The sequence below is a fragment of the Bacillus sp. SRL543 genome (assembly GCF_984799205.1).
Genome location: NZ_OZ481794.1, coordinates 2489941 through 2510501, shown reverse-complemented (window position 1 = coordinate 2510501; position 20561 = coordinate 2489941). Strand labels below are relative to the sequence as shown.

The 20561-nt window shown below is 45.1% G+C and carries 24 protein-coding genes, 3 riboswitches and 1 other annotated feature; of the genes, 18 read left to right on the top strand and 6 right to left on the bottom strand.

The window, feature by feature from the left end; translation table 11 throughout:
- Window positions 1-268: 268 nt before the first annotated feature.
- A riboswitch (SAM riboswitch) is annotated at window positions 269-373 on the top strand.
- Between the two features lie 68 nt (window positions 374-441).
- Window positions 442-606 (top strand): Fur-regulated basic protein FbpA, encoded by a 165-nt coding sequence (locus AC4E8B_RS12640; protein WP_490213745.1) that lies wholly within the window; start codon window positions 442-444, stop codon window positions 604-606.
- A gap of 16 nt (window positions 607-622) precedes the next feature.
- A complete protein-coding gene (locus AC4E8B_RS12635) occupies window positions 623-1429 on the top strand; it encodes an alpha/beta hydrolase family protein (RefSeq protein ID WP_490213744.1) in 807 nt (268 codons plus the stop codon).
- Window positions 1430-1481: 52 nt separating this feature from the next.
- Here the strand turns inward: AC4E8B_RS12635 and AC4E8B_RS12630 are convergent, their stop codons facing one another.
- Window positions 1482-2063: a TetR/AcrR family transcriptional regulator gene (locus AC4E8B_RS12630; protein WP_490213743.1), complete on the bottom strand. Its 582-nt coding sequence runs from the start codon at window positions 2061-2063 to the stop codon at window positions 1482-1484.
- A 116-nt stretch (window positions 2064-2179) separates the two neighbouring features.
- On the opposite strand from AC4E8B_RS12630, the gene AC4E8B_RS12625 reads away from it, so the two are divergent.
- Window positions 2180-2737 carry a hypothetical protein gene (locus tag AC4E8B_RS12625; protein ID WP_490213742.1) on the top strand — a complete coding sequence of 186 codons (558 nt, stop codon included), beginning with the start codon at window positions 2180-2182 and terminating at the stop codon, window positions 2735-2737.
- Window positions 2738-2777: 40 nt separating this feature from the next.
- Here AC4E8B_RS12625 and AC4E8B_RS12620 read toward each other — a convergent pair whose 3' ends face one another.
- Window positions 2778-3320: an STM3941 family protein gene (locus AC4E8B_RS12620; protein WP_490213741.1), complete on the bottom strand. Its 543-nt coding sequence runs from the start codon at window positions 3318-3320 to the stop codon at window positions 2778-2780.
- Window positions 3321-3492: 172 nt separating this feature from the next.
- Between AC4E8B_RS12620 and AC4E8B_RS12615 the strand changes: the two genes are divergently transcribed.
- Window positions 3493-4833: an MATE family efflux transporter gene (locus AC4E8B_RS12615; RefSeq protein ID WP_490213740.1), complete on the top strand. Its 1341-nt coding sequence runs from the start codon at window positions 3493-3495 to the stop codon at window positions 4831-4833.
- A 45-nt stretch (window positions 4834-4878) separates the two neighbouring features.
- Here the strand turns inward: AC4E8B_RS12615 and galU are convergent, their stop codons facing one another.
- Window positions 4879-5751, bottom strand: a complete 873-nt coding sequence (gene galU / locus AC4E8B_RS12610) for a UTP--glucose-1-phosphate uridylyltransferase GalU (protein ID WP_490213739.1) — start codon at window positions 5749-5751, stop codon at window positions 4879-4881.
- A 203-nt stretch (window positions 5752-5954) separates the two neighbouring features.
- Here galU and AC4E8B_RS12605 point away from each other — a divergent pair, with 203 nt between their 5' ends.
- The 6 genes from AC4E8B_RS12605 (at window position 5955) to dnaN (ending at window position 10986) form a co-directional block, all read left to right on the top strand.
- Window positions 5955-7586, top strand: a complete 1632-nt coding sequence (locus tag AC4E8B_RS12605; RefSeq protein WP_490213738.1) for a DUF6044 family protein — start codon at window positions 5955-5957, stop codon at window positions 7584-7586.
- 19 nt (window positions 7587-7605) lie between these two features.
- On the top strand, window positions 7606-8643 hold the full coding sequence (locus tag AC4E8B_RS12600; protein ID WP_490213737.1) for a glycosyltransferase family 2 protein: 1038 nt from the start codon (window positions 7606-7608) through the stop codon (window positions 8641-8643).
- The gene (locus AC4E8B_RS12595; protein ID WP_490213736.1) at window positions 8597-9019 is read left to right on the top strand and encodes a GtrA family protein; all 423 of its coding nucleotides are present in this window, start codon (window positions 8597-8599) and stop codon (window positions 9017-9019) included. The genes AC4E8B_RS12600 and AC4E8B_RS12595 overlap by 47 nt, the downstream gene beginning before the upstream one ends.
- 94 nt (window positions 9020-9113) lie before the next feature.
- Entirely contained in the window at window positions 9114-9293 is a 180-nt protein-coding gene (locus tag AC4E8B_RS12590; protein WP_490213735.1) for a hypothetical protein, read from the top strand.
- 13 nt (window positions 9294-9306) lie between these two features.
- Entirely contained in the window at window positions 9307-9768 is a 462-nt protein-coding gene (locus AC4E8B_RS12585; protein WP_490213734.1) for an NUDIX hydrolase, read from the top strand.
- Between the two features lie 39 nt (window positions 9769-9807).
- A complete protein-coding gene (dnaN, locus tag AC4E8B_RS12580) occupies window positions 9808-10986 on the top strand; it encodes a DNA polymerase III subunit beta (RefSeq protein ID WP_490213733.1) in 1179 nt (392 codons plus the stop codon).
- Between the two features lie 184 nt (window positions 10987-11170).
- Here the strand turns inward: dnaN and AC4E8B_RS12575 are convergent, their stop codons facing one another.
- Both AC4E8B_RS12575 and AC4E8B_RS12570 read right to left on the bottom strand, forming a co-directional pair.
- Window positions 11171-11407 (bottom strand): helix-turn-helix transcriptional regulator, encoded by a 237-nt coding sequence (locus AC4E8B_RS12575; RefSeq protein WP_490213732.1) that lies wholly within the window; start codon window positions 11405-11407, stop codon window positions 11171-11173.
- A 131-nt stretch (window positions 11408-11538) separates the two neighbouring features.
- Window positions 11539-11763 (bottom strand): hypothetical protein, encoded by a 225-nt coding sequence (locus AC4E8B_RS12570; protein WP_490213731.1) that lies wholly within the window; start codon window positions 11761-11763, stop codon window positions 11539-11541.
- Between the two features lie 228 nt (window positions 11764-11991).
- On the opposite strand from AC4E8B_RS12570, the gene AC4E8B_RS12565 reads away from it, so the two are divergent.
- The 8 genes from AC4E8B_RS12565 (at window position 11992) to AC4E8B_RS12530 (ending at window position 18380) form a co-directional block, all read left to right on the top strand.
- Complete coding sequence (locus tag AC4E8B_RS12565) at window positions 11992-12240, top strand: hypothetical protein (protein WP_490213730.1); 249 nt, start codon at window positions 11992-11994, stop codon at window positions 12238-12240.
- Window positions 12241-12320: 80 nt separating this feature from the next.
- A riboswitch (TPP riboswitch) is annotated at window positions 12321-12419 on the top strand.
- 68 nt (window positions 12420-12487) lie between these two features.
- Window positions 12488-13090 carry an energy-coupled thiamine transporter ThiT gene (gene thiT, locus AC4E8B_RS12560; protein ID WP_490213729.1) on the top strand — a complete coding sequence of 201 codons (603 nt, stop codon included), beginning with the start codon at window positions 12488-12490 and terminating at the stop codon, window positions 13088-13090.
- A gap of 299 nt (window positions 13091-13389) precedes the next feature.
- Complete coding sequence (locus tag AC4E8B_RS12555; RefSeq protein WP_490213728.1) at window positions 13390-14496, top strand: ABC transporter ATP-binding protein; 1107 nt, start codon at window positions 13390-13392, stop codon at window positions 14494-14496.
- A complete protein-coding gene (locus AC4E8B_RS12550; protein WP_490213727.1) occupies window positions 14486-15289 on the top strand; it encodes an ABC transporter permease in 804 nt (267 codons plus the stop codon). The genes AC4E8B_RS12555 and AC4E8B_RS12550 overlap by 11 nt, the downstream gene beginning before the upstream one ends.
- Window position 15290: 1 nt before the next feature.
- Window positions 15291-16094, top strand: a complete 804-nt coding sequence (locus tag AC4E8B_RS12545; protein WP_490213726.1) for an ABC transporter permease — start codon at window positions 15291-15293, stop codon at window positions 16092-16094.
- Window positions 16091-17164, top strand: coding sequence for an ABC transporter substrate-binding protein (locus AC4E8B_RS12540; RefSeq protein ID WP_490213725.1), 1074 nt, complete (start codon window positions 16091-16093; stop codon window positions 17162-17164). Before AC4E8B_RS12545 ends, AC4E8B_RS12540 begins: the two co-directional genes overlap by 4 nt.
- Window positions 17165-17262: 98 nt before the next feature.
- Entirely contained in the window at window positions 17263-17526 is a 264-nt protein-coding gene (locus AC4E8B_RS12535; RefSeq protein WP_490213724.1) for a hypothetical protein, read from the top strand.
- A 53-nt stretch (window positions 17527-17579) separates the two neighbouring features.
- Window positions 17580-17769, top strand: a riboswitch (cobalamin riboswitch).
- 137 nt (window positions 17770-17906) lie between these two features.
- Window positions 17907-18380, top strand: coding sequence for an acyl-CoA thioesterase (locus AC4E8B_RS12530; protein ID WP_490213723.1), 474 nt, complete (start codon window positions 17907-17909; stop codon window positions 18378-18380).
- A 49-nt stretch (window positions 18381-18429) separates the two neighbouring features.
- Here the strand turns inward: AC4E8B_RS12530 and metG are convergent, their stop codons facing one another.
- Complete coding sequence (gene metG / locus AC4E8B_RS12525; RefSeq protein WP_490213722.1) at window positions 18430-20067, bottom strand: methionine--tRNA ligase; 1638 nt, start codon at window positions 20065-20067, stop codon at window positions 18430-18432.
- 163 nt (window positions 20068-20230) lie between these two features.
- Window positions 20231-20485 (bottom strand) — a binding site (T-box leader).
- Window positions 20486-20561 lie beyond the last annotated feature (76 nt).

Genomic DNA, 20561 nt, shown 5'->3' with positions numbered 1-20561 from the left:
ATAGACTGGAATGTGATTGACAGTTATTTTCGCTTTAAGAGATTTGCCATCGGGAGGCAGGGAATATGATTTCTTCATACAAGGCAGTATATGGACATACCCGAAGCAGGCTGTCATTATAAAAACTTATGATATGCATTTCACTTCCGGGGAGGAAATCCATTGGCTGTATCAGCTTAACAGAAGCTGAACAGGAAACTGCAGCAGTACATCTTGACAATCGAAAAGAAATAGCGTATATTTAATTCCAACAAAACTTATAGGATTACTCTTATCCAGAGAGGCGGAGGGAATTGGCCCTATGAAGCCTCGGCAGCAGACTCCTTGCGAGAACTGTGCCAAATCCAACAAGCGGAAGCTTGGAAGATGAGAGGAGCGGCAGCCATTCGCGCATAAAAGCCTCTTCTGCTTCCGGGCCACCGGGCAGAAGGGGTTTTTTTATTGAAGGAAAAATTAACAATGACAAAAGAAGATAAAAAGGATCAGCTGATTTCAGAGCTGCTGTCTATGGGTATATACAAACAAGAAGGCCTGCAGCTGTTCCAGGTGCCGTACGAAGAGCTGTTAAAAATTTACCATGAAAACCGATCTTATAAGAATGAATAGAGGGAAGGGACTATATATGTCAGAAAGCATTCTAATACCCTGGAAGGATAAGCACCTGTGCGGATCGATCGATTATCCGGCAGGGTTCAGCAAAAACCGCCGCTATCCCCTTGTCATCATCTGCCATGGGTTTACAGGCAGCCGGATTGGTGTCGACAGGCTGTTTGTTAAAGCTTCCAACCGTCTCACTGCGGAAGGTTATCTGGTCCTCCGCTTTGACTATGAGGGCTGCGGGGAGAGCCCGGGGGAATATGGTGAAACAGGTCTTCCCGATCTGCTGGAGCAGACTTTCACTGCCGTCGATTTTGCAGTGAAGCTGAAATATGCGGATCCTTATTCGCTTTCACTCATTGGCCATAGCCTCGGCGGTGCCGTTGCCGTCCTGGCTGCAGCCAAGGATGACCGCATCCGGAAGCTTATTATATGGTCGGCTTCTGCAATGCCATATGAAGATATCGCCTCTATTGTCGGCAGTGAAAAGGTAAAGGCACTGGGCAAGGGAGCTTCATTGGATTATCTGGGCTATCAATTAACAGAAAAATACTTTTCTTCGCTGAAAAGATATGAACCATTGGAAGAGCTTGCGGCTTACCGGGGCGATGTCCTGATTGTACATGGAACTGCAGATCATGATATCCCGGTATCCCACTCAGGAAGATATGCGGAAAAATTCAGGAAGCGGAAGGAAGGGTCATGTTCCTTGCATTATGTGAATGGAGCCTGCCATACCTACTCAAGCGGAAGCTTTTTTGCAGAGCTGATTCGCTGCACTTCAGAGTGGCTCACTTCTTTCAGTGAGCAGCAGTCATATGCATCCTCATGAACTGAATGAACGCTGAAAAGGACCGGATTCTAATAGAACCGGTCCTTTTGGGTCATTTTAGGATGCCATCCAGGTAGCTGCGGAGAGTTTTTTCTATTCTGCCCGGTTTCAGGCGTTCAGGCTCGAGCATGCTGTGCAGCGCAAGTCCATCAATGAAACTGTATAATTTTTCTGTCTCAAGATCGTGATCCAGGTTATCCTTCAGCTCGCCATGGGACTTAAGGAAATCTATCATCTGTACAATCCCCGTATAAATCCCCTGCTTCAGGCTTCTAAATTCTTCCTTATGCCTGCTGTATGCAGTAAACGCAAACCAAACCTCCATTTCTGCCATTTTATCATCTGTTGTTGGAACGATTTCAAGTAGGATCTCATACACTTTTTCCCTTGGCGGCAAATCTCTCCGTGCAATCTCGGTAACCCTGTTTATCACATTTTCATTTACCAGTTTCATTGCATAAACAAGCAGTTCTTCTTGTGTGGAGAAGTAGTGGCGCAGGGCGCCAAGAGAAACTCCTGCTTCTGCTGCGATATTGCGGACAGTTGCACCTTCCATCCCTTTGTCCAGAATAACCTGCCAGGTGGCTTGGGCAATCCTTTTTTTCCTTTGTTCATGATCAACTATTTTAGGCATGGTTCCAGTTTAGCAGACCATAAAACAGTATTCAATTTTAAATGATACACTTGTATTGCTAAAAAGGTGATGATATGATGAGTTTAAACAATACAACAGTACTGGAAGGGGTAGGTATGAACTGGATATTGTGGGTTATCATTGGGTGTGAAATCGGCTTTTGGGTTTTGATATTGGCCGGCCTTTCAATGCGTTATCTTTTCGAAAAAAAGAAAACCGGTCTCGTCCTGCTGGCGATGACTCCTGCAGTGGATCTGATCCTGCTGGCAGCAGCGGCAGGGGATTTGTACAGAGGCTCGGATGCAACTCAGGCCCATGCATTGGCTGCCGTGTATATCGGTGTGTCGATTGCTTTTGGAAAAAGTATGATCCAGTGGGCGGATGACAGATTCTTATATTACATCGCCAAAAAGGGCAAAATGCCGGAAAAAAGATATGGTATGGAACATGCAAAGCACAATATTAAAGGCTTTGCAAGGCATGCAGCTGCTTATATCATCGGCTCTGCCCTGCTGATGGGAACTGTGCATCTCGTGAATGATGCAGCAAGAACAGAGGCGCTGTTAAGCGTAGTGAAAATCTGGTCTGTTGTTCTTGCAGCCGATTTGATCTACACTGCCAGCTACTTCATATGGCCAAAAACCCCGCGTAAAAGCAAGGAACTGAATCTGTAAAAAAAATCATCCCGCCTCTGGCAAGAGGACGGGATGATTTTCATTTAACACTTTCTTCTTCAAATTCCTCTTCCATGACCAGGACCGGGACTTCACGCCTCTCCAGCTCATCAACGAATTCCTTCCTGTGTTTAAGCGAATTCAAAGCAATATTAAAAGGTGGAAATCCGGTTGCTTGATTGATCTTCACCAATTTTTTCTTTCTTGCAGGAAGCCTTTCAATGTACTTTTCTTCATCCTTCACGATAACCCCCAGAAAAGCATTTCCATGGGCTTCATATGGAAAGATACCCTGGAAATCTTCCCAGACAATGAGACCGGGGCCGCCTGGACCATTGACTTCCAGGCCTTCTGTGCTGAAAGAAACCATTGGGGCTTTGTCATAGATCATACTTGCAAAAAGCAGGGCACATCCGAACATTAAAACAGCAAACAAACAATAAACAATCAACATAATAGTTTCTCTGTTTTCTTCATGCAAAATCATATCAGCAGCCAGCCAGGCAAAGAATGCACCAGCAGCCGATACAATCAGCATAAACAGAAAGAATTTTCCTTTAGCCGCATAAAATTGTTTTTCCATCCTGTCCCCCTTAGCGATTAATTGGACCTAAATGGAAAAATACCCCTTTTACTGAAATGTAAACCCAAAAAACCATGCAGAAGCAATAATTCGAATTTCGAAACGTCTGAGTAGAATTTAAACTTAAAAAGATAAATAATAGAAGCAATCATAGTTGAAGGTGTGGTTTTTTATGTCCCAGCAAGACTTTACACAAGGGAATATCCTAAAGCAAATGTTCATTTTTTCCACCCCCATCATGGTGACGAACCTGCTGCAGGTTTCTTACCAGTTTGTCGACAGCCTTTGGGTGGGAAATCTGCTTGGAGCCTCCTCCCTCGGCAGCATTGCGGTTTCAAGTACTGTCATATTTACGGTGCTGTCATTCATTATCGGAATCAACAATGCTGCCTTGACAATCCTGTCACAGCAAAAGGGAGGTGATGATGAAAAGGGGCTGAGGCAATATCTCAATAGCTTTGTGATCATCCTCACCCTCCTTTCGCTGGGGCTGGGTGCCGCTGGATATTTGGCATCAGAGCCTATACTCCAATGGCTCGATACTCCGCAGGCCATGATTCCGGAAGCGGAATCATATTTAAAGATCAATTTCCTCGGTATCCTCTTTTTATTCGGGTACAATTTTATCGGCACAATCCTTCGTTCCCTGGGGGACAGCAGGACGCCGCTGATTTTCGTGATGGTCGCAGTAGTCCTTAACAGTATATTGGACCCGGTGTTCATTTCTGTCCTGGGATGGGGGATTGACGGAGCTGCTTATGCCACTCTTGTCGCCCAGGGTATCGCATTCATATCAGGCATGTATATTGTGCTGAAAAGAAAGCTTGCACCATTTTCCCTGCCATTCATGCCTCATAAAGAAGAAGTATGGACAATCCTGAGATTAGGGATACCATCTGGATTGCAGATGATGGTGATCTCAGCAGGGGTTATGGCGATTATGAGTGTGGTGAATTCCTTTGGCACTGATACAGTAGCAGGCTTTGGCGCAGCCCAGAGGATAGACAGCCTAATCATGCTGCCGGCTTCGGCGCTCGGCACGGCGGTCAACAGCATGGCTGGGCAGAATATTGGGGCTGGTCAGTGGAAAAGGGTCCACCAGATCGCACTGTATGGATCTCTCTATAATCTGGGCATCATGCTCTTGATTGCCGGCGGTGCTGTTGTTTTGGCAAGAGCAGGGATTTCGCTTTTCATTTCAGAGCCGGGAGCCGTTGAATTTGGCACAAGCTATCTTATATCGATCGCTTTCTTTTATCCGTTCCTCGGTCTCAATTTTGTTTTGAATGGCATAGTCAGGGCAGCCGGCGCTATGTTCCAGGTGCTTGTGCTCAACATCATCTCTTTTTGGGTGCTGAGGTATCCCTTGACCTATCTCTTTGCACTGTGGATGGGGGAAAAGGGGATCGCGTTTGGTATGGGAACAAGTTTCATCATCAGCAGCGTGATCGCTTTTTCATATTATAAATTTGGCAGGTGGGATCGGAAAAAGCTGTTTTCATCTGAGGATTAACCATGAAAAGACACTCCGCTTGAGAGTGTCTTTTTTTCTCTTATCTTAGCGGTCAGTGTTATGGTGCAGACTATACAAATATCTCTCCAGCTTTTCTTTAATTTCTTCGTTTTTCAATGCAAATTCTATTGAAGCCTGCAGGAAGCCAAATTTGTCGCCGGTATCATAGCGGCGGCCTTCAATCAGACATGAATACATAGATTCCTTCTTCAGGAGCTGCGACAGTGCTTCTGTCAGCTGAATTTCTCCTGAATGGTCAGGCTGCAGTGTTTCCAGTATGGAAAAAATCTTAGGAGTAAGGATATAGCGCCCGATGATTGCCTGATTGGTCGGGGCCGAATTTTGTGAAGGCTTTTCAACAAGCCGCTCAATTTTGCACGTGCTGCCTGCTTTGAATGAGTAATCAATGATTCCGTATTTTGAAACATCTTCCCAGGGAACTTCCTGCGCGCCAATCATACAGGCTCCTGTTTCGTTAAATTGGCCGATCATTTGCGAAAGGGCCGGGATGCAGGAATCGACCAAATCATCACCCAGGAGGACGGCAAAAGGCTCATCACCGATGAACTGCTTTGCACAAAGAACCGCATGTCCAAGCCCCAGCGGCTCCTTTTGCCGCACATAGTGGATGGAGGCCAGATTGGAGGCAGCTTCGACCTTCTTTAAGAGATCATATTTGCATGTCTTCTTAAGCATAAGCTCCAGTTCGACCGATTTATCAAAATGGTCTTCGATTGCGCGTTTATTCCTGCCGGTAATAATGATGATATCCTCTATGCCGGAAGCTATTGCTTCCTCAACGATGTATTGGATCGCAGGCTTGTCGGCAACCGGAAGCATTTCCTTTGGCTGGGCTTTTGTAGCGGGCAGAAAACGGGTGCCAAGGCCGGCTGCCGGAATAACCGCTTTTCTGATCATGCTTTGTACCTCCCAGCAGAATTTACTTGAAAAAGTTCACTTTACTGAACATATGAACGGGGACAAACGGGATATGCAGCTTTTAATCAGGAAAAAAAGGAATAGTTCTCCTGGGCCCGGCACAATTTAATAGCAATGCAAGAGTTGGCGGGGTGTATGAATTGACCGGAAATTTATTACGGAAAGACCGAAAGAATATCTTCATGGCGCTGGCTGTCATTGCTTTGTATGTAAGCCCATTATTCATACTTGGAGAAGATGCGCATATACGCGTTCATGACAACCTGGATTCTAACCTGGCGTGGTATAAAGTCCTTAAAGAAAGCGGCCAGACATATGGAACGGCAGAGGCAGTCATACCGCAGGTAATCAACGGCCTGCCGCGCAATGCCTTTGGAACTGAATTCAGCGGCATTGTGTGGCTGTTTTCTATTTTTCCGACCATGACAGCTTATGCCCTAAATCAGCTTCTTACAAGATGCGCAGCCTTCCTGGGCATGTATCTTTTGCTGAAAACGCATTTTACCAGGAAACCAGAATGGTCAGCCATCAGGGTTGGGGCAGCGCTGGCCTTCGCACTGACTCCCTTTTGGCCTTCTGGAATGCTGAGCACCCTCGGTATGCCCCTGGCTCTGTGGGCTTTTTTGAATATACGGCAGGGGAAGGCCGACTGGAAAAGCTATCTTGCGCTCACCCTGCTTCCTTTTTACTCCAGCTTTGTTCTCGGATTTTTCTTCTTCCTTGCTGCAATGGGAGGAATATGGCTGTTTGACATGTTCAGGGGAAAAGGCCTCAATCTGCGATTCGCTGCGGCTATTGCCGGCATGACACTTTTATATCTGCTGGTCGAATACCGTCTTGTCCTTTCGTTTCTTTTTTCAGAAGAAGATAACAGCCGGGATGAATACTTTCATGCAAGGCTGACATTCGCTCATTGCGTCAGGCTCGCTTTTAAAAACTTTGTTTTGGGCCACACGCATGTCATGACGGTGCATGGACTGATTATCCTTCCTGTCACTCTTTATGCTTTTTTTCTGGTCTTGAAGAATAAAAGCTGGAAGCAAGAGAGAATTTACCTCTTTTTATTTGCTTTGAACTTTCTTCTTTCTGTCTGGTACGCTTTCTGGTTCTATAAAGGATGGCTCCCATTGACAGAGCGGTTCCATTTTATGGATACCTTCAATTTTGCCAGGTTCCATTTTTTGCGGCCGCTGATCATATATGTGTCATTTGCTCTCGCTCTAAAGATAGTCTGGATTTCGTCAAACAGCAGAAAGAGCATCCTGGCCGTCATTATCGCTCAAATCCTTTTACTGGGAGCTTTCAATGATGAAATCATTTACAGCAGGAAGCCTTCTGTCAAAGAATTCTATGCCGAAGATCTATTCACAGAAATAGAAGAATATATAGGCAGGCCGCAGGCGGATTACCGGGTCGCAAGCATAGGCATCCATCCGGCCATTGCTCAGTACAGCGGCTTTTACACCCTGGATACGTATAATAATTTCTACTCTCTTTCTTATAAGCACCGGTTCAGGAAAATAATTGCGGAGGAATTGGCAAAAAATAAAACCATCCGCCGCTATTTCGATGAGTGGGGGGGAAGATGCTATATTTTCACAGCCGAGCTGGGCAAGCATTATATGTTTAAAAAAACTTCCAAAAAGACACTCAAAAATCTGGAATTGGATACTGGTGCCTTCAAGGATATGGGAGGGGAATATATTTTTTCTGCCGTCCCGATTGTTAACAGCGGTGAGAACGGTCTGGAGCTGGAGAAGAAATTCACATCAGGGGACGCTGCCTGGAAAATTTACCTTTACAAGGCAACTTAGACATCTAGGAGGAAGCAGAATGACTGAAACCATATTGACGATCGTTGTACCCTGTTATAACGAAGAAGAGATGTTGTCATATTCAATAGCAGAGCTCAGCAGGCTGCTGGAAGATCTTGAAGCGGAAGGGCTGATCTCCAGGGCTAGCAAGCTTCTATTTGTGGATGATGGGAGCAGGGATAAAACCTGGAATCTTATCCATAAAGAAAGCCTGAAATCAGATAGGGTGACAGGGCTGAAGCTGTCCAGGAATTCAGGGCATCAAAATGCGCTTCTTGCAGGAATATTCACCAGCATGAAATCATCGGACTGCATTGTCACGATTGATGCAGACCTGCAGGATGATCCCGCTGCAATCAGGGAGTTTCTGGTAAAGTATCACGAAGGCTGTGATATTGTCTACGGTGTCAGAAGCAAGCGCGAAAAAGATACCTTTTATAAACGGGCAACGGCTCAGGGCTTTTATAAAATGATGGGTATGCTTGGCGCCAGCCTGGTCTACAACCATGCTGATTTTCGTCTCTTAAGCAGGCGCGCGGCTGCGGAGCTGGCCCAGTTTGGGGAGGCAAATATGTTCCTGCGGGGCATCATCCCCCTTATCGGCTTCCGCTCTGCCCAAGTCATGTATGAACGGAAAGAGCGGATGGCAGGGGAAACGAAATATCCGCTGAAAAAAATGATTTCATTTGCCCTCGACGGTTTAACTTCTTTTTCAGTGACGCCGATCCGGCTGGTCTTAATGGCAGGCATTGTCTCATCATTTATCAGCATCTTTTTCGGGACTTATTTTCTTTTCCTTAAGTTTACGGGAAGCACAGAAGCGGGATGGACTTCCCTCATTTCGTCCATCTGGCTCATAGGTGGGGTGCAGCTTATCGCAATCGGAATGATTGGGGAATATATAGGCAAAATTTATAAAGAAACGAAAAGGCGTCCCAAATTTATCGTCGAAATCGATTCCTACACTTTGCCGGCGTCGCTTCAGCTGAAAAACAGGGAGATGGAGCAGGATGAAGGATACAGCATCAAGTATCGCCAGCTTCCTGAAACCAACTGATACACTTATCCGGTTTCTGTTTGTCGGTGCAATCAATACGCTGATAGGACTTGGCAGCATTTATTTTCTATTATGTGCCGGGGCAGGCTATTGGATCTCTACATTCATTGGGAACGGGACCGGTGCTGCCGCCAGCTATTTTCTTAATAAAGCTTTTACTTTTAAAAGCACACAGCCCTTCGTAAAAAGCGGGTTTCTCTTTGCTGTACTGATTGCCTTCTGCTATTTCATTTCCTACAGTGCCTCAAGAGGGGCGGTTCTTCTTTTGGGCAGCCATCTGCCGTTCCATCCTGAGAGGATGGCAGTCCTGATTGGAACCGTGTTATATACATTTTTGAATTATCTGGGGCAGAAATATATTGTATTTAAAGGATAGGCAGCTGCCATGAAGCTGCCTATTTTTTAATTTTTACTTCCCACTGAATTGTTAGATAATTATGGTAATATAAGGTGGTAGAAAGGAGGAAGCCATGAAACAGTATTCTGTCATTTTATTTGATCTTGATGGGACCCTTTCAGATCCCTACCCTGGCTATGGGACAGAGGAGGAATTCCGGCAGTCTCCTGATAATGCACCCACTTATATCATTCATACGGTTGAAGAACTATTTCAGAGGTTTGGCCTAGAGACAGAAACTACCATAAAGTAAGGGCGGGAAAATAATGTTCATAGTAAATGCAGAAGGAGCAGTCCATAAAGAAGGCAAATGGCTGATCGGGAAAAGAAGCAGCCAGGAAAGCCATGCAGGCGGGATGCTGGCACTGATTGGAGGCAAGGCGGAGAAAGAAGGCCACTCCAGAGATATTTTGGAAAGAACGGTAAAAAGAGAAGTCCTGGAGGAAACAGGAATTCTAATAAGAGACGAAATGGAGTATGTATGCAGCAGTTCTTTCATTGCAGATGATGGATCACATGTGATTGATATTGTATTTTTATGTGAATATGAAAGCGGGGAAGCGAGGTCTGTGTGTCCGGATGAGAACGAAGAAGTAATGTGGATGACCACCAGGGAAATCCTTCAGCAGCCGGATGCTCCTATCTGGCTGACAGCCAGCATTACGGCGGCAGAAGAACTTTTGCAGAAAAAAAATGAAAGGTCTGCAGGGGACATGCATGTTTGGTAGAAAGCGAAAACCAATCTCAATTCTTAGGAGGTGCATGTCATGGAATTTACCGTAAATGGAGAATGTTTATATGAAAGCATTAGTGAGGCAGCGAGGATAGCAGGCGGACCCCATTCTGATGATGCTGACAGGGCTGTTATGATTGAGGCGCACGGTGAAGGTCTCTCGGTCTCTTCTGGAAGCCGGGACCGGTCTGTTATCTTTGTGCTTCCATTAAATAGCGGCAAGAGTGCCGGTTTGGATATCCTGGCACACGGGAAGCTTGCAGCTGATGGCAGGATGCTGTCTGAAGTGATCAGAAAAATGCCTGGCCGTTTAAGCATCAAAGCAGGAACTTCTTCTAAAATTTTCATCAGCTCACTTGACGAACCGATTTCTGCAGCGATTGCAGGGTACTCAACAGACCAGGGACATAAATTTACTCATGGAGAGTTTTCTTATACTTATACAATGGAAACAGCTGACCTTGCTGCAGGGCTCAGGAACACGGCTGCTTCTGCGGCAAAAACGAGCTCAAGACCTATTCTGGAAGGAGTCAACCTGGCCTTTGATGAAAATGGATTGACGTTTACCGCGACCGATTCAAGCAGGCTTGCCATGTGGAAAACAGCAGTACCCGCGGGGTTCAGCCAATCTATCACTCTGCCGGCCAGGAATGCAGCAGAACTGCTTAAACTGATTGGAAAGTCATCAGGCGGGGAAACAGAGATCTTACTATCAGAATCTCAAGCTGCTTTTGCAACATCATCTTTCCGGTTTTGCTCTTCACTTTTAACAGGCAGATTCCCTTCCTCAGAGAGGCTTCAGCCTGAAGGATGTAAAACCGAATTTGTCATCAGCAAAAAGCATCTGCTCAAAGGAGCAGAGCGGGCAGCAATATTTGCTGGCGGGAAAAACAGCCCTCTTGTATCCATTTTTGTACAAGATGAGAGCTCTATTATTCTGTCTTCCCCAATGACCGAAACAGGCAGGATAGAAGAAGTGCAGAAACTGCAAAGCTTCAGCGGAGAAATACAGACTTTGGCCGTCTTAAACGGAAGCTATCTGGCGGATGCCCTGAAAGGCACCGAATCAGAATTTATTAAAATAAGGCTGTACGGCCCGATGAAGCCAATTCTTATTTCTCCGGCCGGGGAGGGAAACTATCTTCATTTCATTTCTCCTGTACGGACTCCTCCCGGCATGTTCATTGCTCCAAAGGGAACAGCAAACCTGTGACAGAAGGAAAAGAGCAGTGCGAATTAAAGTTATGAAAAGGTTCTTTATTGGGCTATCAATAGATGGGTGTATCAGCAGGGGTATTTCCAAGGCCGGATGCCGGAGTTATCTGGAAAGCTGCCTTGAGAACGGCAAAGCGGGGAGGGGGAAGCAGGAGGTCGTTTTTTTCCTCCCATCCAGGCTGTTAGCTGAAAGGAGGCATGCCCCGGCCGATTTCCTTTATGATGCTGGTAATGGATTCTATATCCTGTGCTTCAAGCCCAAACGCATTTTTAATCTTTTTTTCAACATTGTCGGAAACATTTCGTTTTCCTATTTCAATCAGAGCAATCAGCGAAAAGCTGCAGTTGATCATTTTGGCAAATTCGCGCTGTGAAAGATTATAATTCTTTCTGATAAATTTAATAATTTCTTTATCCACAGATAGATCTCCTTTTTTCTTTTATTTTCATATTATAAAAGAAAGTGAAGAACTTCACTAGTGAAATATCAAAATAAAAGAAGGAAGGAGAAGAAAAAAACGGCTTTTTAGCCAACCTGCTGTTTGCCGGATTAATTTTTGAGGGGGATGCGGGTATAAACAAACCATCTGTTCAGAAACTCGACTTTCAGCTTCTCGCCGGGCTTTAATTTTTCACTGTCATTGACTACAACCAGCTTTTGCCCTTCCAATTCTACTGTTTTTTCATCCACCGCATTTGCGATATAAACTTTAAAAATGACTTTATTGAACCAATATGGATTCAGCCTGCCTTTGATATCCAGAATATGCTTCATTTTTCATTCCTCCTTTCTCTCATCATGGATACTTAGAATATATTTTTGAAAATTTAAATATTTATTGCTGAGAAACATCTTATTATATAAATACCCTGATCGAGAACATAAAAACCACAAAACGCTGATCTATTGAATGGAACGCATGTTCTGGAATATACTTATAACTAAGCAGGAAGGAAAGAAATGCGCCTGCCAAAGTAAAATAATGCATAAAGGAAGGGTAAAATGAGAAAATGCCTTTACTGCCAGGCCGCTGGGAATCTTATCCCCCTGAAGGAATGGAACAGAGACCGGACTGCCTACTATTGCAGAAAGCATTATGACCAGGTGCTTATATTCCAGGAAAGGGAACAAAGGGATTTTTTCGACTATTTCAGCCGCCATCCAAAGCTGCTGGAGTATCTTAGCAACAAAAGCCTCCAGCTTTTCGAAAGTCTCGAAAAAAAATACAGTAAGGGGGAACCGCAGTCATAAACATTCTGATTTTATTAAAAATTGCTCTTCACCTCGCAGGATGAATGAGATATAATGCAATATAGTACTAATTACATAACGTAAACCACAAGGGGAGCGAAATGCTGAGAGTGAACTTTTGTTCTGACCCTTTGAACCTGTTAGATAATTCTAGCGCAGGGATGTGGATGGATGGGCCTATGCCCGAATCCTGAACAGTTCTCCCTTGAGGTATGCGTTAATACAGACAAAAGGGGAGAATTTTTTTATGAAAAAGCTAGGGCTTATTGGCTTGATTGAAGCATCCTTTTTTGCGGCATTTGCCGTTATCCTTGATCTGCTTCCTTCTATTAAATTGACGCCGGCCATATCCATTTCCATTGCTATGGTGCCGATCTTCATTCTTTCAATGCGGTGGGGCTGGAAAGCCGGTTTTATCTCTGGTTTTGCATGGGGTATCCTTCAGATCGTCATGGGGGATGCATGGATGGTTAATCCGCTGCAGACATTCATAGAGTATTTCATTGCTTTTGCTTTTATCGGCTGTGCCGGCTTCCTGGCGCTCAGCGTCCAAAAAAACCTGGCGGAAGGAAAGAAGGGAAAAGCTCTGGGCTGGGCAGCAGCCGCGATTTTCCTTGGCAGTGCGGGAAGATATTTCTGGCACTTTCTTGCCGGCATGATCTTCTTCGGCAGCTATGCACCCGATGGCATGTCTCCTTTTGTATATTCCCTGATGGTCAATGGAATTACAATGCTTGGTTCCGCTTTCTTATGTACAGCCGTTTTATGGCTCCTGCTATCTGCTGCCCCGCGACTGGTACAGAGGGAACAGAGCTATTCTGCTTCAGAGTCTCAGAAACTGGCCAACTAGTATCCATGTTGTAAAGCACTCCCTTCCGGCGAATGAGCCTGAAGGGAGTGCTTTTGTTATTGCTGTGCTGAAATGCGAGTGAAACAAAGTTTGAATTGCATGAGTCCAAATCAGCAAGGAACACTAACAGAACGTTGTTTTTTTTAACGGGAAATTGAAGAGAATTGCGGAAAAAAGCTTTCATTCGACAAATTATGGTATATAATAAGTTACGCTATTATACTAAAGTGATAAACTGGCCAATGAGGCATAACAAACTAGACGGTACGTCGACGATAAATATAGTAAAGGAGATTATAATGACAGATAAGTTTATTATCCGCTTTGATAATGTTACAAAACAATATGACAATGACAGTCCGGTACTTGACGGTGTCAGCTTTGACATAGAGAGGGGAAAGTTCTACACGCTTCTCGGCCCTTCAGGCTGCGGAAAAACGACGATCCTGCGTCTTATCGCAGGATTTATTGAGCCATCAGAAGGCACCATTTTCTTCAATGGGCAAAAAATCAATAAAGTGCCTGCCAACAGGAGGCAGGTTAATACCGTATTCCAGGATTATGCGCTATTCCCCCATTTGAACGTATTTGAAAATGTGGCATTCGGATTGCGTATTAAAAAGATGAAAAATCAGGAAATTAATGAGCAAGTGAAAGAAGCGCTCAAATTCGTCAACCTCGAAGGCTATGAGCAGAGGGAAATCAAAGAGATGTCAGGCGGACAGAGGCAGCGTGTAGCAATTGCAAGGGCGATAGTCAACAAGCCTGAGGTCATCCTCCTTGATGAGCCTCTTTCTGCACTAGACCTGAAGCTGCGGACAGAAATGCAGTACGAGCTGCGTGAGCTGCAGAGAAGGCTTGGCATTACCTTTATCTTTGTAACGCACGACCAGGAGGAGGCTCTTGCCCTTTCTGATGAGATTTTCGTCCTGAATAAAGGCAGGATTGAACAGAGCGGAACGCCTACTGATATTTATGATGAGCCTGTCAACCGGTTTGTTGCGGACTTCATCGGTGAATCCAATATTGTCGGGGGAATCATGCTTACCGATTACCAGGTTGAATTTACAGGCAGAAAGTTCGAGTGTGTCGATGCCGGATTTGATCTGAATGAAAAGGTTGAGGTGGTTATCAGGCCGGAAGATATGGAAATCACACCGAGCGAGCAGGGCAAACTGCAGGTCCGGGTTGATTCGCAGCTTTTCAGAGGCGTCCATTACGAAATTTCATGCTTTGATAAGGATGGGAACGAATGGCTCGTCCATTCTACACGCAAGGCGAGGGTAGGGGATGAAATCGGCCTTCACTTTGATCCCGAAGCCATCCATGTCATGAGGCCGGGAGAATCTGAGGAAGAATTTGACCGCAGGCTGGAGGCTTATCAAGAGGAAAGCTATGAGAAATAATCAGACACGCAACCTGTACCTGATCCCATATTTGCTATGGATCGTTTTATTTGTCGTTACCCCTTTGTTTTTGGTGCTGTATTATTCGTTTTTTGATATAGAAGGGCAGTTCACATTCGGGAACTACCAGAAATTCTTCACACCCGTTTACATGAAAATGACTTTGAGCTCTTTCTGGTATGCGTTCCTGATCACCGCCTTTTCTTTATTGATTGCCTATCCGACTGCCTATCTGCTGACAAAGACCAGGCATAAGCAGCTCTGGCTTCTGATGATCATCATTCCTTCCTGGATCAATCTGCTGCTCAAGGCTTATGCTTTTCTCGGCATCTTTGGGACTTACGGGGCAGCCAACAGCTTTCTTGAAGTAATCGGAATAGGTTCAAGGCAAATTCTGTTTACCGACTTCAGCTTTGTTTTTGTATCGGTATACATCTTCCTGCCTTTCATGATATTGCCGATTTTCAATTCGCTTAATGAACTGAATTCGTCACTCATCGATGCTTCCAATGATCTGGGGGCATCTTCTTGGACAACCTTTACCCGGGTCATTTTCCCGTTGACGCTTGATGGCGTTAAATCCGGCTGCCAGGTGGTTTTCATCCCTGCGCTTTCCTTGTTCATGCTTACCCGCCTGATTGCAGGGAACAGGGTCATCACCCTGGGCACAGCCATTGAACAGCATTTCCTCGTCACACAGGATTGGGGGATGGGCTCAACCATCGCTGTATTCCTGATCCTTACGATGGTGATCATCATGCTGCTGACCGGAAATCGCAGGAGGGGGGCTTAGCATGGGTAAATTATCTAAATGGTCATCACTTTATTTGATCCTTGTTTTTTTAGTTCTTTATGCGCCAATATTTTATCTAATGTTTTATTCTTTTAACAGCGGCGGGACGATGTCACATTTTGAAGGCTTTACGCTTGACTGGTATAAAGAGCTTTTTGCTGATGCAAGGCTATTGATCATTGTGCTGAATACCATCATTATCGCTCTCCTGTCGGCTGCCATATCAACGGTCATCGGAGTGGCCGGAGCACTGGCCATTTTTTATGTCAGAAAGCGGCAGGTTAAGAGCACACTTTTGTCTTTGAACAATATTTTGATTGTCAGTCCTGATGTCATCATTGGCGCTTCCTTCCTGATTTTGTTTACGATGATAGGGATTAAGCTGGGATTTACATCGGTCCTGCTTTCGCATATCGCTTTCTGCGTTCCGATCGTCGTTATCATGGTACTGCCGAAAATCCAGGAAATGAGCCCTACGCTGGTGGATGCTGCAAGGGATCTTGGGGCGAGCCGCTACGATGTGCTGTCTAAGGTCGTTCTGCCATATATCACGCCAGGCATTTTTGCCGGCTTTTTCATGGCGCTGACTTATTCACTCGATGATTTTGCAGTCACTTTCTTTGTAACAGGGAATGGCTTCACCACTTTGTCGGTTGAAATCTACTCACTTGCCCGGCGAGGGGTGTCATTGAACATCAATGCACTTTCCACGCTTCTGTTCCTGTTCACACTTATACTTGTGATCGGCTATTATTTCATCACCCAGAAAAATGCGAAGCCGAATGGAATGGGGGTCAAAAAATGAAACAGCTTGGAAAAGCCCTGCTGGTCATTGCTGTCATTTCTGCGCTGCTGCTGTATGCAGTCTCTAAACTTAATTCCTCACAAGGCTATTCGAGCGGAAATACGCTGACGGTCTTTAATTGGGGAGACTATATCGATGCAGAACTTGTGGACCGTTTTGAAAAAGAAACTGGCATCAAGGTGATATATGAAACCTTTGACAGCAATGAAGCCATGATGACCAAAATTGAACAGGGCGGAACAGCTTACGATATAGCAGTCCCGTCAGAATATGCAATTGAAAAAATGAAAGAAGAAGACCTGCTTTTGCCTGTCGATCATTCCAAAATCCCAAACCTGAAATATATCGATCCGAGATTCATGGATTTGGCATTCGATCCGAACAATGAATACTCTATCCCTTATTTCTGGGGTACGGTCGGCATAGCCTATAACATAGATCTGCTCGGCGACAAGGAAATTACGAGCTGGAATGATCTGTGGGATGAAGATCTGCGAAATGAGATACTTCTTATTGATGGTGCAAGGGAAGTAATGGGAATGGGCTTGAATTCCCTCAATTATTCCCTTAATGATCAAAATGAGAAGCACTTGAGGGAAGCAAAGGAAAAGCTTGATACCCTTACACCGAATATCAAAGCCATAGTCGGGGATGAAATCCGGATGCTGCTTGAAAATGATGAAGCAGCCGTCGGTGTTGTCTGGTCAGGGACTGCTTCAGAGCTGATGTGGAAAAAGGACAATATTGAGTATGTACTTCCAGAGGAAGGGACGAACCTCTGGTTTGATAATATGGTCATCCCCAAAACGGCGAAAAATTTGGATGCCGCCCACCAGTTCATGAACTTTATGCTTGATCCTGAGGTTGCAGCACAGAATACCGAATATGTAGGCTATTCGACGCCGAATAAAGAGGCGCTGAAATACCTGCCTGAGGAAATAGTCAGCGACAAGCGCTTCTATCCGGACCCGGACATGACCGGAAAGCTGGAAGTTTACGAAAACCTTGGAAAAAAAATGCTCGCACATTATAATGAATTGTTTCTGGAATTTAAAATGCACAGTAAATAATAGCAGCGGCTGGAGGAATCTCCAGCCGTTTTTCTGCAACTTAGAATCAACTATGCATATATGGGGGAATCTACCTGTAAAAACAGGAGGCGGCAGTGATGTATTATATCAGCGGCAGCATTGTTTCTGGTGAATATGATGACCAGACAGAACAGTTTTCCATCAGCATGATCAAGCATTTCAAAACCCAATCCATTCTGACCAAAAATCAGGCTATCGGGCTCCTTGACTACCTCTACAGGCATAAGGATGAAGAGGGAGGGCAGGTAATCACATTAAATGACCAGATGCCGCTGCGCATTTCCTCCGAAGAAATCAATGCTCTGATACTTGACCTCGAGAGGATTGAATCCCATTTTTAAGGTTCAGCCGAAATATATATCCGTATTTGATAGAATATGATAAAATTTCAGTAATTGAATAAATGCTTTATGGTGCTTTGCAGCATGCTGCAAGCTTAAAAGGGAAGCCGGTTGAATTCCGGCGCGGTCCCGCCACTGTAATGCTGAGGCTCCTCCCTCGATGCCACTGTTCCTTAACGGACGGGAAGGCGGAAGGAGTCTATGATGCTAAGCCAGGAGACCTGCCATAGAGAAGTACACAACCGTCCTACGGGTGATAGGAGAGTGATGCGCTTTAAAAATGGCAAAGTTTTTAATTTGTTATATTTGTAATGTGCAGGCATCCTCTATAAAGGATGCCTTTTATTTTTTGCAGACAAGAAGTCCGAGGAGTGAAAACTATGGAAAAAGCTTACCCTGCAAATCGTTCCCGAACCATTCAGACCAGATTAGTGCTTCCGCCTGATACTAACCACCTGCAGACAATTTTCGGCGGAAAAGTGCTATCCTATATTGACGAAATTGCTGCCATTGCTGCAATGAAGCATTCCAGCAGCATGGTAGTTACAGCTTCGATCGACTCTGTAGATTTTCTGTCTTCAGCATCTATCGGTGATGCACTCACCCTTGAAGCCTTTGTAGCTTCAACAGGAAGAACTTCCATGGAAGTTTATGTGAAAGTGCATGCAGCCAATCTTTTAACAGGGAAAAGGACGTTGACGACCGAATCCTTTTTAACCATGGTTGCCGTAAATGAAAACGGCAAGCCCACCCCTGTAGCAGGGGTGCTGCCTCATTCTGACGAAGAAATCAGGCTTTTTGCTTCAGCAGGAGCACGAAAGGAGAATAGAAGAAACAGAATGTTGATCCGATAAGAGATGAATTTCAGCCACTTCTATATTCATAAGGTAATCCCTTCCGCAGCTATTTCTTACAGGCTGCTTCCAGCCTTTCCAGCTCCTCTGCAATTCTCCCTTCCTCAATGCGCCGGAACAGGGGAGCAACCGTTCCTAGCTTTTTTTCTGTGATCCCAGCCTCTTTCCATTCCAGCGGATCCGCATTCAGCATAGCGTTTACCTTCATGCTGGAAAAAGGGAGGAAGGGGTTCAGGAGCCGGGCCAGATTTTTGATGATATACACACAAGTCAGCAAGGTATCTGCACATCTATGCGGGTCTGTATCAAGCGTTTTCCAGGGCTGTTCACTGTCAAAGTATTTATTGGCAGAGCGTACAAATGTGAAGATCTCCTCAAGCGATTCTTTAAGCTTAGCATCTTCAATCATGTCCCCGGTTTTTTTATAAAGCTGCTTAATATCACCCTGAACTGCTTCACTTATTTTTCCTTCCGGTATGAGGCCGCCATGATATTTTTCAATAAACTTAAAAGTCCGGTTAACCAGATTGCCATATGCCCCGAGAAGCTCACTGTTATGGCTGTAGATGAATTCCCGCCAGGAAAAGTCAGCATCCCTGTTTTCAGGGCCATTGACAGCAAGGAAATACCTGATAGAATCCGGTTCATATCTTTCAAGTATGTCAGGCACCCAGACTGCATAGTTCCTGCTTGTGGAAAGCTTCTTTTTCTCCAAGGTAAGATATTCGCTTGAAACCATGCGTGCAGGTTTGCCGGGCAGTCCCATTCCTAGTTGTATGGCTGGCCAAATGATGGTATGGAAAGGGATATTGTCTTTTCCATGGACATAATGCGAAATAGCATCGGCACCCCAGAACTTGCTGTCATCTTTGTTCTGCTGGCGGGCCCATTCCCTGCTGGCAGAAAGATAGCCGATCACCGCTTCAATCCACACATATATTTTTTTCTTCTCCATTCCTTCAACAGGGACTGGCACCCCGACATCCAAATCCCTTGTTGCAGCCCTGTCCTGAAGTCCCTCAGTTAAATATCTTCTTGTCAGGCTGCTGCTGTTTTCCCTCCATAAATGGCGGGAGCTGGCCTCCTCAGTCAGCTCCTCAAGCTGCTTCTGAAAATGTCTCAGCCTGAAGTAATAATGTTCGGTTTCCTTCATTTCCGGCGGTGTCCCGCAGATTTTACAAGCTTTATCAAGAAGGTCAGCCGGCTCAAGAATGGCCGAGCAGGCATCGCATTGATCTCCGCGTGCATGGCTGCCGCAGGAAGGGCAAGTTCCCTCGACATACCGGTCAGGCAGAAACTGAACACATGTCCGGCAATAAGTCTGTTCAATTGTTCTTGAATCAAGATGGCCATTTTCCAAGAGTGAAAGAAATACCTCCTGAACAGTCTGATGGTGATGGGGGGCATCTGTCCTAGTATAAAGATCGTAAGTAAAACCCATTTTTTCAAAGCACTCTGTAAACTCCTTGTGATACCGGTCAGCAATCTCTTTCGCAGATTTGCATTCATGCTTTGCCCTGATCGCTATGGGAGTGCCATTGCAGTCACTCCCTGATACATACAGTACATCTCTGCCCTTCATCCTGTAATACCTTGCCAGAATATCGCCCGGCAGCAGGCTTGCAATATGCCCTAGATGAAGGGACCCGTTTGCATAGGGCCATGCTCCGCCAATGAATATAGCCATGATCAATCGCCTCCTGATATTTTAGACACCGGCAGAATACTTCAAACAAAGAGCCGCGCTGAAAAGAGTGTGAAACAAGGTTGTAAACGAATGAGCTAGAAATGAACAACGAGGCACTATCAGGGCCAAATAAAAAAGCCCCGTCCTTTCCTATAGAAATATAGAAAAGGACGGGGCTTGCCCGCGGTACCACCTTTGTTCGCCTTTCGGCCTCTGCAAGTACGGGGCATAAATCTTTGCCCTTATACTGTGGGTTTGATAACAAGTACCACTACTTGCCGCAGCCTACTGACGAAAAACGCGTTCAGGACGGGGCTCGGAGACCATTGTTCAAACAGCCGCTTTTGCTTCTTTTCACCTGCCGAAGCTCTCTGGAAAAAAACGGATCTGTTCTACTTTCTCTCTTCATTGCCTTTATATTTTGATAGTTAAAGTCTGCCAGTGAGTTAAGGGTTATTATATGCACTTGCAGCATAAATGTACAGCAGTATTTT